This window comes from Paenibacillus sp. CAU 1782, from assembly GCF_054551715.1.
Window position 1 is genome coordinate 160913 of sequence record NZ_JBTOLL010000009.1, and the last position, 21999, is coordinate 182911.

A 21999-nucleotide genomic window follows, 5' to 3' on the forward strand; every position below is an offset into this window, starting at 1 on the left:
CGGAAGGATGGAGACGATCATGGCGAGCACAACAATGAAAAGGACTGCCAAAGCCTCATTACGAAGAACGTTTGAACAAGCAATCTCCGAAAAGGATGCAAGCCCGCTTAAATTTTTGCTGGCGGTGTACAAGGGCAATTTTGTGAATTTATGTATTTCCTTATTGTTTCTTGTGGTCAAAAGCTCGCCCATTTATGTGCTGCCCATCGTGACGGCAAACATTATTAACATTACGACAAAGCCGGATCAATATCCGGTGAGCGCAATCTGGATTAACTTTATCGTCATTTTGGTCGTCATCGTGCAAAATATTCCCACCCATGCCGCGTTTATCGCTTTTATGAGCAAGGCGATCCGTCATGTGGAGGCGGGACTTCGAAGCGCAATGGTGCGCAAGCTCCAGCAGCTTTCCATCAATTCGCATCGCGAGCTGCCTGCCGGCAAGCTGCAATCCAAGGTGCTGCGTGACGTTGAAGCTATTGAAACGATGTCCAAGCAGATTATGCTTGCGCTGCTTCCTGCTCTGCTGAACATTATTATTGCGTTTGCGATTACCGCGACCTATAGTCTGCTGATCGCAACCTTCTTCATCGTGACTATACCGATGTCGGTGCTGCTGGTCAGCCTGTTCCGCCGCAAAATACGCAACAACAACAAGGAGTTCCGCAGGGAAATCGAGCAGATGTCCTCTCGCGTGTCGGAGATGGTGGAGATGATTCCCGTCACCAAGGCGCATGGTTTGGAGAAGGTCGAGATCGCCCGAATCGACTCTACGCTTCGCAATTTGCAAGGTAAGGGCTATAAGCTCGATATCGTCGAAGCTTATTTTGGCGCCTCTAACTGGGTGTCGTTTCAGGTTTTTCAGGTTTTGTGTCTGCTGTTTACCGCTTATTTGGCTTATATCGGGCAAATACCGGTGGGCGACATTGTGCTGTACCAAGGCTTTTTTGGCATGATTCTGGGCTCCGTTACGGGGCTAATGACCGTTTATCCCCAGCTAGCCAAAGGCTTTGAATCCATTTCCTCGATTCGCGAAATTTTGGCCTCCCCCGACATCGAAGATAACAAGGGGAAAAAGAAGCTGGAAGAGGTGGAGGGACATTTTGTTTTTCGCGATGTCGAGCTGTCTTTCCCTGATAGCGAGCATCATGTGCTGGAGCATGTCGATCTGGAGGTGCAGGCTGGCGAATGCGTGGCCTTTGTCGGCGCGTCGGGAGCGGGCAAATCAACGGTGCTGAATCTGGTTATCGGTTTCCTGCATCCCACAAACGGAACCGTATTGATGGATGGGCACGACTTGAGCGAAGTGGATTTGCGCACGTACCGCAAGCATCTTGCCGTTGTTCCTCAGACCAATATTTTGTTTTCCGGCACGATACGAGACAACATTACATACGGGCTAAAGGATATTACGGACGAGCAAATTCAGCGGGTTGTGGAAATGGCGAATTTGACGGAGCTAATCGACAGGCTGCCGGAGGGGATTCATACTCATGTAGGCGAACACGGCGGAAAGCTGTCAGGCGGCCAGCGGCAGCGTATCGCCATCGCCAGAGCGCTGATTCGCGATCCCAGAGTCATTATCCTGGATGAGGCGACCTCGGCGCTGGACAATGAATCCGAATTCCATGTGCAGCAGGCCATGCGCGAGCTGATCAAAGGGCGCACCACGTTTATCGTGGCGCATCGCTTATCGACTATTCGCGATGCCGATCGGATCGTCGTTATGAAGCATGGGCGCATAGTAGAGGTTGGCACATTCGATGAGCTGATGGAGCTCAAGGGAGAATTTTATAACCTGAAGCAGCTGCAGTTGTAAACCATTATGAGTTTTGCAAAATAAAGAGGAGCCTTTGATCCGTTTTAGCGGCGGATTTAAAGGCTCCTTTTGTTTGGGAATCGGATTGCCTGCGTCAAGGCGAATCGTATGCAATGCCCATCTTTAAGGGGATTCTCATACAACGCCAGTCTTCAAGATGGAACGCATGCAATGCCAGTCTTCAAGGCTCATCCCATGGTGGCGCGTCACTCTCCGATGTTAGGCTTTGCGCAGATACAAGCGGCTGGCAGCTTGCCAGATGCCGCCTGGCTCCAGCGATACAAGGCCGGTTTCCTCGGCTGGCAGATCCACATTTGGCGCATTAACCAGATTCAACTGAGGCTCCGGACAGAAAAAGCCCGGCGTAGCGTCGTTGTTCCAGATCATCCATTGCTTGTACGACGGGCTGACATCATACACCAATACAACGCCTTCGCGGGTATCCGTCAGCTCCATGCTGTTGCGTCCGTTGCGTGTTGCAGAGGTATAATGGTTATCCATGGATTCCCAATAAGGCGAAAGGCCCGTTGTTTGCATTTGGATCTCTTCCTCGCGCAGAGGCAAATGACGGCCCGTAGGCAGCATCCGCTCATTCAATTCCCAGCGCTTGCCTGTTGTCAGCGTAAAGCGATAGTCTTCGGTTGTGCTCTCAGGCGCAAACGGCGCGTTGATAGCGGTATGGAAGGCGATCATGCAAGGCATCGGCTCGTCTCCCTCGTTATGTACGGAAACAAGCTGCTGCAAACCTGTATCGCTCAAGCTATAACGCAGTGCGATCGTAAAGCGGTGCGGCAGATAAGTGTAAATAGGATGGTTTTCGTTAACGGTAATGCTAAGGACGGCATAACTTTCCGTTTTGCTCGTTCCGAAATCGTCAACCTTCCATTCCGCTGTATGGAAAAAACCATGCAAATGATTGCCTGTTTTTACTTCATTAACAGGGAAGTTATACGTTTTGCCGTTCCAGGTGAAGGTCCCGTCTTCGTAACGGTTAGGCGGGAACAAAACAGGGATGCCGTGTACGCCCGGGCTGGCGCGGAAAACATTCATTTCGTCGGCTGACGGCTCGCGCAAAATGCGATATCCTTTTTCCGTGTCGCGGAATGCAATCAGGTTTGCCCCCACTTTAGGCAAAATAGCTGCTTCGCTGGTTCCCCAATGCAGCCATACCGCATCCTCATCATGAAACGATCCAAGACTAGCTTGTCCTTGCTGGCTCATGTCAATCTTCTCCTTCTCTTGCCGAAAAGTAAACGCTCACTTTCTAGAATAGCAGGGTGGCGGCAAACAAACAACCGCCCTGTTTCCAGAGGGGAAACAAGGCGGTATTCGGCAGCAAGATATGGCGGTTATTCTCCCCTTAGCTCTTAAGCCGCTGTGTAAACAATTGCTCGATTACGTATTGCTTGCGCCGGTTCACGTTCAATTTCTTGGCGTCTGAATACATGGTTCCGAAGTAGATGGTGCCTTCGGCAATGGATTTGATTTTGGAAATATTGACGTAGCAGTTGGAGCTTACCTGATAAAACGTGGGTGCGCTTACAAGCTGCTTCAGCTCGGCGGCAGTCATTTTTTTAGTTCTATTGTAGTTTCTGCCGTGAAAACAAACGAGCCCCTGAACGCCGGTTTTGAAATAAAGAACATCCGACTCCACATCAAAATTTTCATAATCATTGCGCTCCTGCAGTGCCACAATCATCCATCGTTCCCCCTTTTAGGATACCTCATGAATTGTTAGCGCTTACATTATAGCATGCCATTTATGGAATGTGAAGAGCTTTTTATAAGAAAACCGCTATAGAGTGCTCCTTGAGATAGGTTGCGTTGAATGGAGTTGGTGAAAAATGCATTGTGCCTGCAAGCAGCTTGTGCTATGTTCACTTTAGTTGTAAAAGGTTTCGAGATCGCATCGAAAGGAATGGTTGGTTTGATTAAAGAACATTTGGGCTGGAGCGGCCTTTTTTATGTCGGATCTTATGGGAAAACCGATGAATATACCATCCACGTCTGCCGGTTGAATCAGGAGAACGGAGAGCTTGCGGTGCTTCAGAAGCTGGATGACGCGCCAAATGCGTCGTTTCTTGCTCTGCATCCGTCAGGAGATATGTTGTATGCCGTTAAGGAGCTTGCGGAGCATAACGGAACGCCAGGCGGCTCGTTAATCTCAATTCCGGTTGATCCGAATACGGGGTTGTTGGGAGACATCGGAGAGGATTTTCCTTCCTTTGGAGCGCATCCTTGTTATGTCAGCGTGGCAACGGATGGGACGATGGCTTTTACGGCTAATTATTCCGGCGGCAGCGTCGCCCTGCACCCCCTTGGCGAAAACGGCATCCCGACTGGCGGCGATGGGACGGCCCATTACATTCATGAGTGCAAACCAGGTCCGGTTGCCGATCGCCAGGAGGCGCCGCATGCACATTGCATCATTCCTTTGCCGGGCACGCCGTTTCTATATGTTGCGGATCTTGGCATGGATGCTGTAGTTGTGTACCGTGTTACGGAGACGGCTCGTTTGGAGCGGGTAGGCGAGTGTGATTTGACGCCGGGAAGCGGACCGCGCCATCTGGCCTTCCATCCTTACGAACCGTTTGCTTATGTAACCAATGAGCTGGCTTCCGGCGTGACGGTGCTCCGAGTGGACCGTGAAAGCGGGCTGCTGACCGTTTTGCAAACCGTTGCCTCCATTCCGGAGTCGTATGATGGCTACAATGATTCCGCGGATATTCATCTTTCGCCGGACGGCAAATTTTTGTACAGCTCCAACAGGGGGCATGACAGCATCGCTGTTTTTCAGGTAGAAGACGGGACGGGACATTTGACGCCCCTCCAGTTTCATAGCAGCGGCGGCGTTCAGCCGCGCAATTTCGGCATAACGCCAGGCGGTGATTTCCTGCTGGCGGCCAATCAGAAAAGCGGCAATATCGCGGTGCTTCGCATCGATAAGGTAAAAGGCACGCTGACGGCGACAAGCCAAAGCCTCCAACTGTCTTCGCCGGTTAATATTACGTTTGGACGGTAAGATAAGCCGCGATAAAGCTCATCAATTAATAATCGTTAAATTGAAAGGCAGGTCCTACATCTTGTCATCACCCGCATCGGCCCCCGGTGGAACAACCGGTAGCGCACTGCGCAAGGCCACTGTATACGCTATGCTGTTTGCGATCAGCTCCGTCCATTTATTGAATGACGCGATGCAAACGGTAGTTACGGCGTTGTTTCCTATCTTTGAAGATGCGTTAAAGCTTTCCTACGCCCAAATTGGCTGGATTGCATTTACGCTTAATATGACTTCATCCGTATTGCAGCCTATAGTCGGCATCTGGTCGGACAAAAGGCCAACGCCATGGATGCTGCCGGTTGGTATGTTTTGCAGCATGATTGGCATGGCCGGGCTGGCGTTTGCGCCAAACTACGGCTTGCTGCTGCTTTCTGTTGTTTTTGTTGGTTTGGGCTCCGCCGTTTTTCATCCCGAAGGTTCGCGGGTTGTACATCTAGCCGCCGGGGGACGTCGGGCGTTTTCCCAGTCCATTTATCAGGTGGGCGGCAATTTTGGACAATCGCTAGGCCCGCTTATGACGGCCGCGATATTTGTTCCGCTAGGACAGCGCGGAGCAGCCTGGGGGATGCTGCTTGCGGCTGCGGCAATCGCTATTTTGTTCCGGGTCGTGCCTTGGTATGCGGCCAAGCTGGCCGAACATGGCGGTCAAGCGCCTCGAAAAGCAGTCAAACCAGGTAATGCGGCATCTGCCTCTGGAACGGCAGGAGCTGCCGGACAAAGCAGTGCGATCAGCCGAAATGTTGTATTGTTTGCGATATCAATTCTGCTGCTTGTTGTATTTGCGCGCTCCTGGTACGGGGCGGCAATCGGCAGCTTTTATCAATTTTTTGCCAGAGATGAATACGGCTTGTCCATTCAAGCCGCTCAAATTCCGTTATTTCTGTTTATGCTGTTTGGCGTTGCAGGAACCTTTGCGGGCGGATTGCTGGCTGACCGGATCGGCCGTAAAAACATGATGCTGATTTCTATCCTTGGCGCTGTGCCGTTTGCGCTGGCGCTTCCTCACTTGCCCCTGTTCTGGGTTTATCCCGTTATGGCGGTTATGGGCTTTATCCTGCAATCCGGCTTTTCCGTCAGCGTAGTGTACGCACAGGAACTGCTGCCTGGCAAGGTTGGCATGGCCTCTGGCCTGATAACGGGTTTGGCGTTTGGCATGGGGGCTCTGGGCTCCGTTGTGATCGGCAACCTGGCTGACGCGCATGGCATGGCCGACGTAATGCTGTTGGCAAGCTTCCTTCCGCTGATTGGTTTGTTGGCAGCGCTTCTGCCGAGAGACAGAAGGGAATAGCGACGTCACTTGTGTCATGCCGGGTGGCATACACATCGGATGGCATACAAAAGAATGGCTTGGCAAGCTGCTTGGAGTAGTCTTACTCGGAGGTTTGATACAGTTCGTCCGATGTTAAAATAAACAAAATTCGGTTTTGTTTATAATTTATACGGATCGTTACTCATCACTCAAAGATTACCCTTTGTTTCTGCGTCATATAGCCAATTGAACTGATTTTCTTTGTCAGACCAGTGCTGGCATGCCTTGATGAAGGTGTGCCGGACACTGGTTTTTTTCTTGGGCATCGATATGACGGGAAAGATGATGTTGTAATTTTATAAACGAAATGATATATTGTTTATAAAATAATTGAATTATACTAAAAATGTTTGGTGGTGCTTCTATGGAGGTTCAGGATTTGCTGTGGGCGGCTTCTTCCGAGGAGTTGAAAAAAGGGATAAGCTTTGACCCGGGAAAAATGCAATATCTGTGTTTGGTTTGTGGCGAGTCATTTATGAAAGGCGAAATTTTTAAGCTTCCTGAAGCGGAGAGGTTTTTGGATGCAGAGGCGTATGCAAGCTGGCATCTTGCTCAAACGCACGGTTCCATGCTGGAGGTGCTGCTGAAGCTGGACAAAAAAGCGACGGGACTGACCGATTTGCAAAAGGATTTAATCCGGCAGTTTGCATCCGGCATGAGCGATGCCGAAATCGTTCGCCAAAGCGGCTCGGGAAGCGCGTCGACCATTCGGCATCATCGCTTTACGCTTAAGGAAAAGGTGAAGCAGGCGAAGCTGTTGATTGCTGTTATGGAACTGATGGAGCAAGGCGGTTCGCCGGATCTATCTTTTGTTGAGGTGCATCGGACCGCAACTCAGGTGGATGATCGTTACGACATGACGCAGAAGGAATACGGGGAATGGATCAAGCGTTATTTTCCTGAGGGTCCCGAGGGGCCGCTTTCCGAATTTCCGCGCAAGGAAAAACGCAAAATTGCAGTGCTTCGTCATATCGCATCCTTTTTTAAAGCAGGTGTGCGGTATCGGGAAAAAGAGGTTAATGATCAGTTAAAAGTCTTTTACAAAAAGGATTATGTGACGTTGAGGCGTTATCTGATTCAATATGGCTATTTGGATCGCGAGGAGGACTGCTCCTTCTATTGGGTGAGACAGGAAAGCAAAGGAGGTTCGGCAATGCAAGTGAAGGATACAAAGAAAAGGACAAACAACGACGAAGAGTCTGCGGAGAAAAATCTTCAAGCTGGAGCGAAACCAAGCAAAGAAGCCCGCAAGCAGTTGACGGCTCAATACCAGGAGCGCAAGCGAGAAATGGGCGTTTATCAAATTAAAAATAATGCCAATGGCCGGGTGTTTATCGAAAGCTCCACTAATTTGAATGGTGTATGGAATAAAGAACGATTTACGCTGGATCACGGCTCTCACAAAAATAAAGAGCTGCAGCGGGAATGGACGGAATTTGGCGGAGAGCAGTTTTCGTATATCGTTCTTGAGACCGTTAAGACAAATGACGATATCCGCTATGATTATAGAGATGTGACCGGCGAGGAAGTAAGCGACCCGGCAAACGTCGTACGGCAATACAAAAAAGAAGCAGACCGGCTGAAGAAGCAATGGCTGGAAAAGCTTCAACCGTATGGCGAGCAAGGTTATCATTAGCGCCAAGCGCTCCGAAAAGAGGTGTTTAACGGTTAATAAAGGCCCTATCGTAAAAAGGGCGGATAAATGCCTCGTATTCGGTAATTGGGAGTGGAAGTTCACATGGTAAAGGCAAGGCAGAATGCAGAGGGTGGAAGCAGCCTTTTGCGCAATACATTTTTTCAAACGATATTGTTATCCAATGTTTTGCTTCAGATCGGGATATGGGTTCGGAACTTCGCCATTCTGATGTACGTGACAGATAAAACAGGGGATGACCCTGTGGCGGTAGGTTTGATGGGATTTGTGGAGTTCCTCCCGATTTTTGTATTTTCATTTATCGGCGGTACGTTTGCAGACCGTTGGAAGCCGCGATTGACGATGATCTGGTGCGATATCCTATCTTCGATTTCCGTATTTGCGGTTTTGCTGACGATTATTTTTGGATCATGGCATATGGTTTATTTGGTAACCTTCCTTTCGGCGGTGCTTTCGCAATTTTCGCAGCCGTCGGCCATGAAGCTGTTTAAACAGCATGTCAAACCCGAGCAGATGCAGTCTGCTATGGCCTTGTTCCAATCCATGAGCGCCATTTTTATGGTAGTGGGTCCGTCGCTCGGCGTCATTTGTTATCAACGCTTTGGCATTGAAGTTTCGGTCGGCATTATGGGGGTTGCATTCCTGCTTTCCGCACTGGTGTTGTTCCGAATTCCGCGTGACAAGGAGTTGGAAAAGGTTCCTGCCGCAAGCGCGCGTCAAATCTGGGGCGAGTTATCCGCGGGAGTATCCTATGTGTGGAAAAGCCCGGTTTTAAAATCACTGGGAGGCACGTTTGCATTGGCGGGCATTGCGGTTGGCACGGTGCAAACATTAAGTCTTTTCGTAGTTACAGAGCGGCTTGGCCAGGATAAAGGGTTCCTTCAATACATGTTAATGACAAACGGGGCGGCCATGCTAATCGGCGGTGCGCTGGTCATGATGGTGGCCAAAAAAGTACCGCCGCAAAAGCTGCTTGCGATCGGCATGTTAATCAGCTCGCTGACGATGGCCGGAGTAGGATTATCGACTAGCGTACCCGTGACGCTGGGGCTGCAATTTATTAGCGGATTAGGTTTCCCGTGCATTCAAATCGGCATAAGCACAATGATCCTCCAATGGTCCGATGAAAAGTTTGTGGGCCGCGTCAATGGCGTTTTGACCCCAATGTTTATGGGCATGATGGTCATCATGACGCTGGTGGCCGGCAATCTTAAAAAGATTTATCCGCTTGTGGGCATCTACTGCGTCGCCGGGTTTGCCATGCTTCTGGGCATGCTCCTGCTTGTGCCGCTGTTTAAACACAAGCCCCTGCCCAAGGCAGAGGCGGTTCCCGAGGTACAGGTTTAAGTTATGTCGAAGGGTTGTTGTTAATGCTCTTGAAATCATTGACAACAGTTGTGATCTGGAGTACCATTAACAGCATTGAAGTCGTCAGAAACTACCAATGGTTTATAGCGAAGCACGCTATTCCCTATCGAAGGGAGTAGTGTGCTTTTTTGCGTTTTGGATCAGGTTTAAATTGGGGCAGGCTGCAGGCGACAGTTTACTTATTTGTGGAAATTACTTTTGAAAATACCTATTGTATTCCTTGGCAAAAGAGTAAAATAGATTTGGAAATGAGTGAAAAACATGGAACAAATGAAGCTTTATTATACGAAAGTACATATTTTTCTATATTGATAAATTTAAAATGGTTGAAATGACAGAGGGGGATTACTATGAAAAAACAAATGAAAAAACTAATGACCTTTGTAATGGCATGTACACTTTTATTGAGTTTAGCAAGTAATTCAGTTACATATGGTGCGTCTGACTCTGACGTCTTTAAAGATATCACTGGACATTGGGCAAAGGCTCAAATTGAACAGGCTGTTGCCAAGGGATATGTGGCCGGTTACCCAAACGGAACGTTTAAGCCGGATGCGCCGGTTACGCGGGCGCAGTTTATTACGATGCTGGTTCGTGCGCTGGGATTGGAGCATGGGCCGGAGGGCAGCACTTGGTACACGACCTATGTTAAAGCGGCGAAGGAAGCTGCCATCTACCAGGGCGACGCCGATTTTGCAGAGTGGAACATGAGCAAGGAGATCAGCCGGGAGCATATGGCGTGGTTGGCGGTGAGGGCGGCGGATGGTTCTTTGGTGACTGTGGAGAGTTCCGGAATAACAAAACAGGCTACAACAAATCACTGGCCAATGAGTGCAACTGAAAACGTCATTAACCGCACAGAAGCCGAGATGCTGGACTATTATCACGGATTTTTGACTAGCGAAGCTTTCAAGAAGGGCATACTGCTTGGTTTCGGCGGAAATGAGATTGGTTTGGAGAGAACTACTACACGCGCACAGTCTGTTACGGTTATTGAGCGTATTCTTGACATTCGTGCCGGAAAGAAATTGACCACGGATAAATACGCTATTGCTGAAAGCGAGTTGAAATGGCTCAAGACAAATCTCTTTATTGTTGCCCCTCATATTTTTGATGATCAAGGGGAAATTGCTTCTACTGAAAATGCTTCATATATTTATAAAAATTCAATGAAATTGGACTGGCTAAAAGAAAATTTGGTGCTGAAGAATGCTTATTTTCATGCTGAGGTCAATCAGATCGTTTTAGTTAATCTTGGTGATCCGAAAGATCCGAATCGTAAACTGCTACCACCAGCAGCTAATATGGGTGTCAAAAACAACTCCGGCTTGGGAAAAGTACCAAAAGACGCGTTTATAGCAATTGTGAATTATGAAGTAATTGAGAATAAGATGCCAAGCAAATATACGGGGCTTTTACACTTAGGTTTTAGTGGGTATGTGTCAAACGACGCGGTCCTTGTATCTTCTCCAAAAATGTTTTATACAGATACCGAGAAGTATGATCATTTAAACAATTCTCTGTATGATTTTAACCGAAAGCCTACAGGCAAACATACGATGACCTTTATCATTCCAAACTCTAAATTCACACTTGAAAAGCGTCTTGACCGACTAGGAAGACCTATAAACGATAACTTAGGGCGTCAAATAAATGTTTCCCTAGAACCTTTATATTCGCCAGGATCATCTGCTGGCATTCGTTCTACTATTCTTAGTGGAAAGACAACTCATTATGGTAAGTAGAATGGATGGAGGAAAAAGATTGAAGAAACTTGCCATATCTTTCGCTTGGATATTTACTTTATTTTTTGCAATCTCCAGTCATGCATATGCAGAGAATGTAGTCGTTAAATATAGCGCTAATACGTCCTCAGACCGCACCGTGAAAAGTGAAGGGAAAGAGTATTTGTTTAGTGAGGACATGTCCAAAAAAGCAACTTTCTCCATTAACAAAAAAGATGGGTTTCTTATTAAAAGCTTGTACTGGATAGATGAAAATGGACAAGTGCTTCGCGATGTACCTGGGAGCTGGCAAGGGAAAGAAAGTTTTGCGGGTTTAGATACTATACAAGGCCAGGCATTTATGGTTAAAACGGACACTAGCCATGTTTATGGAGGAATTTATTATTGGGATCGATCAGGCGGAAGTAACCTTTGGAAAGCAACTGGAAATGGCACCATAACCGATAGTTCAGCTTGCCCAAACCCTAACTTAACGGATGAATGGGGATATAAACGGTTTCCTAACTGCACAGACTTTGGACTTTCTTTAACTGTAACTAAAGACAGCCCATATTATTTGGATGGTAATAGTAAAAAGGCTGTTATTCCATCAGATGCTATTCGTTTAGATACATTAAAACCCGTTGATGTAAAAGTCGATGATGAAAAACCAATAGAAAGTGTTCATAAGACCTTTGGAACAACAGATAAAGCCACAACGAACTATCTTGAAACGTATACTGCATTAACCAAATCCAGTGTTAGGTTGAATTTTAGTCAAACTTTTGGTCAATATGCCGTCGCTAACAAACAGTATAAAGATTGGGCCAACCCTGGCGCGCGGCAAATGTGGTGGTATGCGGCTTTCAGCGTAAACTTTCAGGCTATGACCTACCGCTATCAGGACAAACAATTGATTGTGGAATGGCAGAGCAAGGATGCGGATCAGATCACGACCAAAGTCAACGTTCGCCATATGGTTCGTGTAGGACCTACCGGAACATATGCGAAGGCAGCGGAGAGTATCATTCCAAAAACATATTTGCCAAGTCAACTGCCGGCTACGCATACTGAGAATCCGGATTCAAGTCATGGGAGAATCATTGGCCGAAATGTCAGTTACAGCGGCTATAGCACGACTGTAAGCAGTGGTGGGGCCATTACAGCAACGCTAAATAGCACGCAGAAGGAAGCATACATTAGCTTTTTCTATGAAGTCGATCCGCCATCCTTTACAGGCGACTTCGATATCGTGCCAAACACCATTAACTACCGGGAATCCTTTTCCTTTGTCCCGAAAAACTTTCAAATGAACGCGTGCGTCTATCAATCGCACAAATACAAGATTGACCGCAACGGAACCTATACAACGGTAGCGTTAACGGGTGGCCAATCACAGGTTACGTCCTATTCCTACAGCTCGTATCCGTGGGTCATAGGCGTAGGAACGCACACCGTCAGCATCAACATCAAGACAAACTGCGGTGAAACGGGCTGGATCAATCCCAAACCGCTGGTTGTGAAAGATATGGCCGGCAATCGACCGCCGGAGTTTCAAATCGGCTTTGTGTATCCCGGCCAGCCTACCGTTCCTTTAAAACAAGTTGTAGAAGGAACCAGGCTCAACTTAATTTTTATCGAAGATCCAAATGTTCCAACACCGTTCGATCCGGATGGAGACAGCTTGCACTTCATGGGCTTTGATACGGAAGGCAGCGTGAGCAATTTTATCCGCGCGCTTCCATCCAAGTACAGTGAATATACAAACGGCTTTCATAATGTCCTGATGGACGAGTTGGGCTACCATTACGTTTCAGCTCAAATGAGAGATCAGTGGGGGCTAACGGCAACGGCATCTACCTGGATTCAGGTGGTCCCGAAAAACCCGGTAGCCGTCCCTAAAGGGCCAACCACGGTGAAGTCGGGCCGACCAGTAGACGATAAGCTTTTTGACTCCAAGGCGTCCTATAGTCCAGCTGGACGGACAATAAATCATGCGCGTGACGAGTGGATTAATAAGAAAACTGAATACATCAATGAATCCGATGAAGATATTTTTGAGAACGTGCAGCTGCACGTATATGACAGCGAAGGATTGAAGTCCCTGCAGCCGGGCAACCATACGCTGATCGTAGAGCCGGACCTTCCGCCGATTGCCAAGCTGGATGTGCCGTCCCTTGCCGTTCGGAATCAGGAAATGGAAATCATCAATCGCTCCTACAGTCCGGACGGAGACGAGATTGTAAAAACGGAATACAGATACAAATATGATGCCAAAAACAATGGCTTTGAAGACGACGAATGGGTGACTTTAATTGTGGGCAGCCATAAGGGCCTGCCATTTAAACCAACCAAAGTCGGAAAATATCTCTTCTACGTCAAGGTGACGGAGGACTACGGAAGATGGGCGGACACACTGGACGAGCAAGAGGATATGCTTGTGATGGATGTGATCAACGATTCGCCTACCATCGCCTTTGACATGGAGGGTAAAAACGAGCAGCCGGATCTGGAACCGCTGAATCCGTACTTGCCAGCAGACATGCTGAAGAAGTGGAAGCTGTTTGGCGTAAACTGCAGCGCCGCCATGAAGTTCGGCCATATCAAATGGTTTGCCAATGGAAACGTGCTGGCAGGATCAACCGGCAAGACGATGGAAAACCAACGCAATCAAAGCGTTGCTCTTAATGCAAATGGAAATTACTACAGCTTTACGTGGATGTCTCCATTTGCTGAATTGGGGTTTGGTACAAACAGTTTGAGTCCGTATCGAGCTATTGCGAATGTCGATAGCACGAAAACGCAGCTGCTGCTCAATTCTGATAATAAATATCTGCAGCCGCAGTCAGCTAACGTCTATGTGCGGACAAACGAGTCTCACTTTTATTACGGCGGCATGAAAGTATCTGCCCAACTGTACAGCGATTACAACACTGGAAGAGAATTATATGCGTTTAATAAAAGTAAAATAGGCAGGTATAAAGAAGATTTTATTCACGGTCAGTATGATGTAAGCCTGGCGTTGTCTTATCCTGACGGCACTCCTGTTGACTTCAGGCTAGGACCTAAAGAGCTGTACAATCGATCCATTAAATCGTATAGCTACCCATCTTATGCGGATTATCTGGCTAAAACAAATGGTACGGTAAGAAAACAATCTGTTTTACACAAATATGACGTTAGGCATTATGAGGTAGCCGATCGTACAATCTACCAAATCGTTTCGTTTCAAAAATACGATGATCAAAGAGATACGTATATACAAAATGGCAGAGAGACAACAGGACCTTCATCTGGTTTAGATTTACGTACCTATGATGCATTTACCGGCGAGTTAATTGCTTCCACCTTGGAAGATAATCTACCGGACCAAATCAGTTACAATTCGCTTTACGTAAAAGGTGACAATCTTTTGGCCATAGTAGGAAGTATTTACTATGAGTGGAATCGTGAAGGGAAGTTAATTGCAACCTATACCCTGCCTGATCTCGGAATAACGGTTCCCAGCTGGCAGTATGAGATGCGAACTAAACACGCTCAATTTATTTTGGGTGATTTGTACCTCCTTACAGAAGTAGGACATAAGGATGCTCCGCGCTATGGTCAAAATACGTATTTGTCTAAAGTGGACAGCAATTTTAAGTTAGCATGGACGGTTCAGCTTAAAGGAGCTGCTGCGACATTAACGGATGGGCCCGCCTATGGATCGCCAAACACCCCCATGTTGTACCCGAATATCATTTATGATCCAAGCCGTAATGAAGTATTAGTCAATTCATTTACCAATACGGGATGGACATGGGCTTTTTATTACCAGCGAATTAACGCAGTAACAGGCAGCGCATCTGATTTCAACACAACAGATTATGGGACATGGAACTCCGAAAAAACAGATTTTTCCTTGAATTGGAACGGTCTGTTCAAGAAAAATAGTAATAACTCATCAACCTATTATCCATACACTCAGACAGCAGACGGTTGGTCAACGGGGAGTGACGGGATAAGTGCGTTGATGAACTATCATAATCCAATTGGCGCCAAGATATCATCGAATAGCTTAATTAAATTAACCTATATCAATATGTTTGGCGGGGGCAATACAGGATTGGCGCAAAACGGATTGTATGTAGGGGATGGACTCTACCTCTCCTTCAATGAATCTGTAGATACACACAATGCCATCCGTTCAGCCTTCCTCCCGGTCTTATCGGTAGGGACGCCAACCACTGATCCGCTGCTATTCGATGCCTTTACATTGGGGCAATTTGTTTCGGATAACAAGCTCAGTAATGCAGAGCTGGCGTTTACGATGAAGCTCCACCAGCCAAAAACCAATACCAAGCTGGCGGGCATGTCGTTCCGGATGCAAAACCCGCTAAACCGGTACGCGGTGGAAACGGATGGCCAGAAGCTGTACCTGAGCAAGTACACCGGCGGAAACCGGACCGTGCTGGGATCGCAAAACTTCCCGGTCCAAAGCAGCAAAGGATATAACTTCCGCATTTTGATGCGCGGAGAAACGATCAAGGTGTACATGGATAATGTGCCTTATTTTGAAGTGACGGATTCGCAGTTCAGCGACGGATACTTCGGCATGTTTGCAGACAGAGGACTTGTTGACTTTGAAAAAGTCGGCTCCAAGGATTTGCCGGATGCCGATGAATGGGATACCCAATACGCCATTTGGGAAGAAGCGGACGGGGCTGCTTCGATCCGGACGGACAACGTGATTTTTGAAGATCCGGAGAATGACCCGATTGCCGAGCTGGACTGGTCCATCTTCCATACGGTTCGATTCATTAACAACCAGGGACAGTCAGCGCTTCACGGCCAAAGCATCAGGGAAGGCGAGCTGATGCTGGATAACGTTGGCGATTACAAGGTCGCCCTTCGCGGCCGGGACGATCCAAATCCAAGGTATTCCATGCCGGACATGACCTTTGACGAGTACCGGAAAAACTCCAATGAGTTTGTACGGATGATTACCGTCCATCGGCGCCCTGTTGCCGAGTTTAAAGTAGAGAAGCGCGAACGCGATGGCCAAGTGCTTTGGACCGATTACAGCTATGACCCAGATCGTTATGAGTCTGCTACGCATTTCTCGGACGAGGATACCGGTATTGATTATAAAGCGACCAAAGGCATCATGGAGAAGAGGTTCTACTACATTACGCCAAGCGGCCAGTATGTGGCGGAAAAGCTCATTACACCGCAAGAGAAAGGCACATATGAAGTTGGCCTTGCGGTGAAAGACGAGTACGGAGCATGGAGTAATTGGGCGGTTCAAATGCTGGAGATCGACAAGCTGCCGCCGCCGAACACGCCGCCAACGCCTGGCTTCACCAAAACGCATGTCACGACATACCGCGGCGTAAACGTGACAATCGATTCTACGGCCAGTGACCTGGAGGATGGCGATCGGACCAACCTGCCGCATACATATTATGTGCGGAATAAAACGACCAACGGAGCTGAATCGATCCGCAGCACATCCCGGACGAACTGGACCATTAACTTCGACAAGCTGGGCACGTACAACATTCGTCAGGTAGTCCAGGATTCGCATGGGGCAACCGCGCAGGCTGAGCAGGAAATCAACATCGTGAACCGCAAGCCGGCTGCCAACCTAACCTATCCAACAAGCACGAATCAAAACAGCCCAACCAAGGTAACGGTGCTGCGGCCAGAGTTTACATGGACGTACAGCGATCCGGACAATGACGCGCAGTCGCGTTATCAAGTGCAGATATACCGGTATGGCGGCGTGCTGCTCCTGGATTCCGGCAGCAGGGATGGAGCCGATAAAGCTTGGACGGCCAGTGCCGATCTGCCGGAGAAAACCAATATGTATGTACAGGTGAGGGTGCATGACGGGTTTGAATGGAGCGATTGGAGCACGGTCCGGTACTTCTACATCGAAACCAACCAGCCGCCAACTGCGGATTTCAGCTGGTCACCGCAACCTGTTTACGAAGGAGATACGGTGCAGTTCCGCTCCAACGTATCCGATCCGGACCGCGACTTGCTAAGCGTTTCCTATGAGTTAAGCGATCCTTCTGGCAAAAAAACGACCTATCGCTACAGCTTTCAGGCTACCGGGACGACATACCCTTCTACCGCTCCAAATGTGGTAATGACCCAAACAGGTGATTGGGTAATGAAAATTACAGTCAGCGACGGCAAAGCGGAACCGGTGAGCCGTTCAAAAACCGTTAAGGTGCTGCCGTTAAGTTTGACAGGCGCGGTCCATCATACCGCGCTTTGGAACGAGCATCGTCAAAATTACAACAAAAAGCAAAGCGGCAATGCAGAATCGCCAAGAGGGTATGAAGTATTTTGGGCTGGGGAGAAATTTATATTGGAGGCAACTACGACAGCAACGGGAACCAATACGAAAGCCGATAAGGTCGAGGTAACATTCGGAAAATATCGGACGGAGCTTAAAAGTCTTCAAAGCGGAGGATCGAAGTGGCAGGGCGAGCTGTGGGATAGTGCTTTTGAAAAGCTTGAAAATGGAACTTACAGATTTGGGTTTGCCGTTTATTACAGCAACGGCATCATCAAAACCGACTCTGTTGAGGTCAAGATACAAGGAAATGCCTCTGGAATCGCCGGAGTTCATCGAGTGCAATAGTTAAGGCAGCATGCAAAACGGCGCTAACCGCATGCGTGCTGCCAGGCATTGATTTCTGACTTTGGTTTTGTTTTTTATCTTTTAATTTTGGAGAAAAATTGGCTGATGGCGTAATAGGCGGCGCCTCTAACAGCTGAATGCTCCTGCAGCTCGGCAAAAAGCAGCTTCAGCCCTTCGCGGTTGTACGGTAATGTGCGTTTTAAGACGGCTTCTTCTAGAGAAGAGGCCAGCCATTTGGCGCCTCTGCTCATGCGGTTGCCCAAAATGACAACATCGGGATTTAATGCATTAACAATACCTGCAATACCGATGCCGATATAAGCTCCAATTACGGAAAACAGATCCTGCACGTTTTCGTTTCCTTCTTCACATGCAGCAAGCAGTTCCTCAAGACTTTCAAAGCCAAGGGGGCCTGCTTGCTCCAGCAAGGCGTTTTCCGAGGCGTACAATTCCCAGCAACCTTGATTGCCGCAGCTGCAAGGCTTGCCGTCATATTGAATGGACAGATGGCCCAGTTCGCCCGAAAAGCCGGAGCTGCCCTTGAATAACTTGCCGTTCAAAATAATACCGGTGCCGATCCCCATCCCGACGCTGACATAGATCTGATTGGGAATGCCGCGGCCTGCGCCGTACCGTTGTTCACCTTGAGCGCCTGCGTTGGCTTCATTGTCTACCGTAACCGGCAGACCGAAACGCTGCTCCAACTGCTTTTTCAGTTCGAATTGTTTAAGCTTCAAATTGGGGGCAAATAATATTGTGCCTTCAGCATCGACGATGCCGGGAGCGCCAATACCAATGCCCACAATGCCATAAGGACTGACCGGCGCTTTATCAATCAGCTCTTGAATGCAATCCGTTAGCGGGTTCAGCGGTTGTTCGGCTTGTTTCCTGCCAAGCTGGCAATAGCTTTCGGCAACGACCTGTCCTTGCAGATCGGCTAATACGCCTCTTATATAGTTGACGCCAAAATCTACGCCGACCGCGTAGCCTGCTTTTTCATTAAAAAGCAGCATCACTGGTTTGCGCCCGCCGCTGGATTCACCAGGTCCAATCTCCAGCACCAAATGGTTGTCGATCAAATCCTGGACAAGGCTTGATACGGTCGCCTTGTTGAGACCTGTGGACTCCGAGATGGCTGCGCGCGACAGCGGAGCTTGTTCAATAATCGCGTCAAGCACGATAGAGGTATTCAATTTTTTGACAAGCGCAAGGTCGCCCGTAGGTTTCGATCGCAAAGTGAATTCTCCTTTTTGTAAGTTGAATGGGCGGTATGCCGTACACGTTTATTAACTGCAAACAGTATAGCATAAAACTTACTTTGTTTAATAGACAAACTAAGTATGGATGTGTTATTCTTTGTTTGAGAAGTTTTAAGAAAACGCATTCAACCTTATGGGGAGGTATTTTACATGTCCATTTTTAAAGGTATTGGCAATATTGCATTTGAAGGTAAAGGTTCTGATAATCCATTGGCGTTTAAGCACTATGATCCTACACAAGTCGTTCTGGGTAAAACGATGGAGGAGCATCTTCGCTTTGCCGTTGCTTATTGGCATACGTTCAACGCAAACGGTACAGATCCGTTTGGCGTAGGCACTATGGTTCGCGAGTGGGATAAATACGACGGTCTTGACCGTTCCAAGGCGCGCGTTGAGGCCAACTTCGAATTCATGAACAAACTGAACATCCCTTATTACTGTTTCCATGATGTGGACATCGCTCCTGAAGGCGCAACCCTGCAGGAGTCCAATAAAAACCTGGATGTTATCGTTGCCCTGCTTAAGGAGCAAATGCAGCATTCCGGCAAAAAGCTGCTGTGGAACACGGTTAACATGTTCTCCAACCCGCGTTACGTACATGGCGCAGGCACAACGTGCAATGCTGACGTTTACGCCTATGCTGGCGCGCAGCTGAAAAAAGGCCTTGAAGTAGGCAAAGAGCTTGGCGCTGAAAACTATGTATTCTGGGGCGGCCGCGAAGGCTACGAAACGCTGCTTAACACGGATATGGGCTTTGAACTGGATAATTTGGCCCGCTTGTACCATATGGCGATCGCTTATGCGAAGGAAATCGGCTTTGACGCTCAATTCCTGATCGAACCTAAGCCAAAAGAGCCAACCAAGCATCAATACGATTTTGACGCTGCGACAACAATTGCATTCCTGCAAAAATACGGCTTGAAAGATCACTTCAAGCTTAACCTGGAAGCGAACCATGCCACTTTGGCAGGCCATACATTTGAGCATGAAATCCGCACGGCGGCTATTAACGGCATGCTTGGATCGCTTGACGCCAACCAAGGCGATTTGCTGCTGGGCTGGGATACCGATGAGTTCCCAACCGACCTGTACTCCACAACTTTGACTATGTTTGAAGTGCTGAAAGCTGGCGGCATCGGCCGCGGCGGCGTTAACTTCGATGCGAAGGTTCGCCGTGGTTCCTTCGATGCGGAAGATTTGTTCCTGGCTCACATCGCGGGAATGGACAGCTTTGCATGGGGCCTGAAAGCCGCTGCCAAGCTGATCGATGAGAAAATTCTGGATGGCATCGTGGACAACCGCTACCGCAGCTTCAAAGAAGGCATCGGCGCCGACATCGTGTCCGGCAAAGCTACGTTGAAATCTCTGGAGCAATACGCATTGCAAAATAATCCGATCGTTAACGAATCCGGCCGCCAAGAGCGCATTCGTCTGATGCTGAGCGAAGTTATTTTCAGCGTATAAGCATAAAGGGAAAACGGAGGAAACCCGGATGAGCTATGTAATTGGTATAGACCTGGGGACAAGCGCGGTCAAGGCTTTGCTCGTTACAAAAAGCGGAGAGGTAGCGGCTGAAGCAAGCCGCGCCTATCCGCTGTTCCACGAGCATTCCGGCTGGAGCGAGCAGCGTCCCGACGATTGGGTAGAGGCGACGATCGAAGCGCTGAAGGAGCTGGCAACGGCTGAGGGCATTGATGCAGCGGCGATTGAAGGCATCAGCTTCTCCGGACAAATGCACGGTCTTGTGCTGTTGAACGGGGAAGGCCGTCCCGTGCGCAACGCCATTTTGTGGAACGATACAAGAACGACGGCCGAATGCCGCGAGATTGAAGCTGCGTTAGGGGAGGATTTGCTGGCGATTACGCGCAATCCTGCACTGGAAGGGTTTACGCTGCCCAAAATATTGTGGGTGCGCAAGCATGAGCCGGAAACTTTTGCTCAAGCGGAACTTTTCCTGCTGCCCAAAGATTATGTCCGTTACAAGCTGACGGGAAATCTTCATATGGACTTCTCCGATGCCGCGGGAACCCTGCTGCTGGATGTGGCTGAGAAAGTCTGGAGCGTTGAAGTATTGAAGGCATTTGAGCTGCCGGAAAACTTCTGCCCTCCGCTCGTCGACTCCCATGACTTGACCGGCACGCTGCTGCCGGACGCGGCAGTGCGCACGGGACTTCCAACTTCCGTGAAAGTATTTGCCGGCGGAGCGGATAACGCTTGCGGAGCAATTGGCTCCGGCATTTTGAAGGAAGGACTGACACTGAGCAGTATCGGAACCTCCGGCGTTATTTTGTCCTATGAAAATGATAAAACCAAAGATTTTGGCGGCAAGGTGCATTTCTTCAACCATGGCAAGGAAAACGCCTATTATGCCATGGGCGTGACGCTTGCGGCAGGCTATAGCCTTAGCTGGTTTAAGTGGACCTTTGCCCCTGACGAATCATACGACCAGCTTCTGGACGGTGTAGGCGAGGTTAAGCCCGGAGCGGGCGGACTGCTCTTTACGCCTTATCTTGTCGGGGAGCGTACGCCGCATGCCGATTCCAGCATTCGCGCCAGCTTTATCGGCGTGGACGGCTCGCATGAACGGATTCATTTTGCCAGGGCTGTAATGGAGGGAATCACCTTTTCGTTGAACGAGTCGGTGGATATGTTCCGCAGCGCGGGCAAAAGCGTGGACAAGATTGTATCGATTGGCGGCGGGGCGCAAAATCCGGTTTGGCTGCAAATGCAAGCGGATATTTTCGATGCCACCGTTGTATCGCTTGAAAATGAACAAGGCCCCGGCCTTGGCGCGGCCATGCTCGCAGCCTACGGCTGCGGATGGTTTCCAAGCTTGGAAGCATGTGCTGAGCTGTTCGTTAAGCATGACCAGCAATACGAGCCGAATCCGGCTGCGGTGGAGGTTTACAAAGGCCTGTTCCGCTTGTACCAACAGGTTTATGCCAATACTCGCAGCTTAAATGAAAGCTTGGTTGCTTACCGATAGGGAAAAAAACGAGGCGGGAGTTTTTCCGCCTCGTTTTTGTGGGTTCTGATGGACACAAATGTCTAAGCTTGCCCCACAAGAGTTCCAAGTTATGGATAAATGAAAAACAAGACTACTCAACGAAGAGGTAAGCCTTTATGATGGGAGAAAACCTATAGTGATGAGGCAGGGATAACCCATGACCA

The 21999-nt window shown here is 48.6% G+C and carries 13 protein-coding genes; 10 read left to right on the forward strand and 3 right to left on the reverse strand.

All coding sequences use genetic code 11. From position 1 onward, the window contains the following. The first annotated feature begins 19 nt into the window (after positions 1-19). Entirely contained in the window at positions 20-1819 is a 1800-nt protein-coding gene (locus ACX93W_RS18400) for an ABC transporter ATP-binding protein (protein ID WP_459393837.1), read from the forward strand. A gap of 219 nt (positions 1820-2038) precedes the next feature. Here ACX93W_RS18400 and ACX93W_RS18405 read toward each other — a convergent pair whose 3' ends face one another. Next, on the reverse strand, positions 2039-3040 hold the full coding sequence (locus ACX93W_RS18405) for an aldose epimerase family protein (protein ID WP_459393838.1): 1002 nt from the start codon (positions 3038-3040) through the stop codon (positions 2039-2041). A 139-nt stretch (positions 3041-3179) separates the two neighbouring features. Beyond that, a complete protein-coding gene (locus tag ACX93W_RS18410) occupies positions 3180-3518 on the reverse strand; it encodes a LytTR family transcriptional regulator DNA-binding domain-containing protein (RefSeq protein WP_459393839.1) in 339 nt (112 codons plus the stop codon). A gap of 174 nt (positions 3519-3692) precedes the next feature. Here ACX93W_RS18410 and ACX93W_RS18415 point away from each other — a divergent pair, with 174 nt between their 5' ends. From ACX93W_RS18415 to ACX93W_RS18445, 7 genes are all read left to right on the forward strand, one after another. Next, complete coding sequence (locus tag ACX93W_RS18415; protein ID WP_459393840.1) at positions 3693-4841, forward strand: lactonase family protein; 1149 nt, start codon at positions 3693-3695, stop codon at positions 4839-4841. A 130-nt stretch (positions 4842-4971) separates the two neighbouring features. Beyond that, positions 4972-6168 carry an MFS transporter gene (locus ACX93W_RS18420; protein ID WP_459393855.1) on the forward strand — a complete coding sequence of 399 codons (1197 nt, stop codon included), beginning with the start codon at positions 4972-4974 and terminating at the stop codon, positions 6166-6168. 385 nt (positions 6169-6553) lie between these two features. Continuing rightward, complete coding sequence (locus tag ACX93W_RS18425) at positions 6554-7825, forward strand: DUF2087 domain-containing protein (protein ID WP_459393841.1); 1272 nt, start codon at positions 6554-6556, stop codon at positions 7823-7825. 102 nt (positions 7826-7927) lie between these two features. After that, a complete protein-coding gene (locus ACX93W_RS18430; protein WP_459393842.1) occupies positions 7928-9190 on the forward strand; it encodes an MFS transporter in 1263 nt (420 codons plus the stop codon). 149 nt (positions 9191-9339) lie between these two features. After that, positions 9340-9546: a hypothetical protein gene (locus ACX93W_RS18435; RefSeq protein ID WP_459393843.1), complete on the forward strand. Its 207-nt coding sequence runs from the start codon at positions 9340-9342 to the stop codon at positions 9544-9546. 15 nt (positions 9547-9561) lie between these two features. After that, positions 9562-10956 carry an S-layer homology domain-containing protein gene (locus ACX93W_RS18440; RefSeq protein ID WP_459393844.1) on the forward strand — a complete coding sequence of 465 codons (1395 nt, stop codon included), beginning with the start codon at positions 9562-9564 and terminating at the stop codon, positions 10954-10956. 826 nt (positions 10957-11782) lie between these two features. Beyond that, a complete protein-coding gene (locus ACX93W_RS18445) occupies positions 11783-17569 on the forward strand; it encodes a glycoside hydrolase family 78 protein (protein WP_459393845.1) in 5787 nt (1928 codons plus the stop codon). Positions 17570-17643: 74 nt separating this feature from the next. Here the strand turns inward: ACX93W_RS18445 and ACX93W_RS18450 are convergent, their stop codons facing one another. Beyond that, a complete protein-coding gene (locus tag ACX93W_RS18450; RefSeq protein ID WP_459393846.1) occupies positions 17644-18804 on the reverse strand; it encodes an ROK family transcriptional regulator in 1161 nt (386 codons plus the stop codon). Between the two features lie 174 nt (positions 18805-18978). Between ACX93W_RS18450 and xylA the strand changes: the two genes are divergently transcribed. Beyond that, complete coding sequence (xylA, locus tag ACX93W_RS18455; protein WP_459393847.1) at positions 18979-20292, forward strand: xylose isomerase; 1314 nt, start codon at positions 18979-18981, stop codon at positions 20290-20292. Positions 20293-20320: 28 nt separating this feature from the next. Then, entirely contained in the window at positions 20321-21814 is a 1494-nt protein-coding gene (gene xylB / locus ACX93W_RS18460) for a xylulokinase (protein WP_459393848.1), read from the forward strand. The last annotated feature ends 185 nt before the right edge of the window (positions 21815-21999 follow it).

What these genes read in the sequence shown, in the direction of transcription:
- ACX93W_RS18405 (WP_459393838.1), bottom strand. Translation starts at nt 3,040, where the DNA reads ATGAGCCAGCAAGGACAAGCTAGTCTTGGATCGTTTCATGATGAGGAT.
- ACX93W_RS18400 (WP_459393837.1), top strand. Translation starts at nt 20, where the DNA reads ATGGCGAGCACAACAATGAAAAGGACTGCCAAAGCCTCATTACGAAGA.
- ACX93W_RS18430 (WP_459393842.1), top strand. Translation starts at nt 7,928, where the DNA reads ATGGTAAAGGCAAGGCAGAATGCAGAGGGTGGAAGCAGCCTTTTGCGC.
- ACX93W_RS18420 (WP_459393855.1), top strand. Translation starts at nt 4,972, where the DNA reads ATGCTGTTTGCGATCAGCTCCGTCCATTTATTGAATGACGCGATGCAA.
- ACX93W_RS18425 (WP_459393841.1), top strand. Translation starts at nt 6,554, where the DNA reads ATGGAGGTTCAGGATTTGCTGTGGGCGGCTTCTTCCGAGGAGTTGAAA.
- ACX93W_RS18410 (WP_459393839.1), bottom strand. Translation starts at nt 3,518, where the DNA reads ATGATTGTGGCACTGCAGGAGCGCAATGATTATGAAAATTTTGATGTG.
- xylA (WP_459393847.1), top strand. Translation starts at nt 18,979, where the DNA reads ATGTCCATTTTTAAAGGTATTGGCAATATTGCATTTGAAGGTAAAGGT.
- ACX93W_RS18440 (WP_459393844.1), top strand. Translation starts at nt 9,562, where the DNA reads ATGAAAAAACAAATGAAAAAACTAATGACCTTTGTAATGGCATGTACA.
- ACX93W_RS18445 (WP_459393845.1), top strand. Translation starts at nt 11,783, where the DNA reads ATGTGGTGGTATGCGGCTTTCAGCGTAAACTTTCAGGCTATGACCTAC.
- xylB (WP_459393848.1), top strand. Translation starts at nt 20,321, where the DNA reads ATGAGCTATGTAATTGGTATAGACCTGGGGACAAGCGCGGTCAAGGCT.
- ACX93W_RS18415 (WP_459393840.1), top strand. Translation starts at nt 3,693, where the DNA reads ATGTTCACTTTAGTTGTAAAAGGTTTCGAGATCGCATCGAAAGGAATG.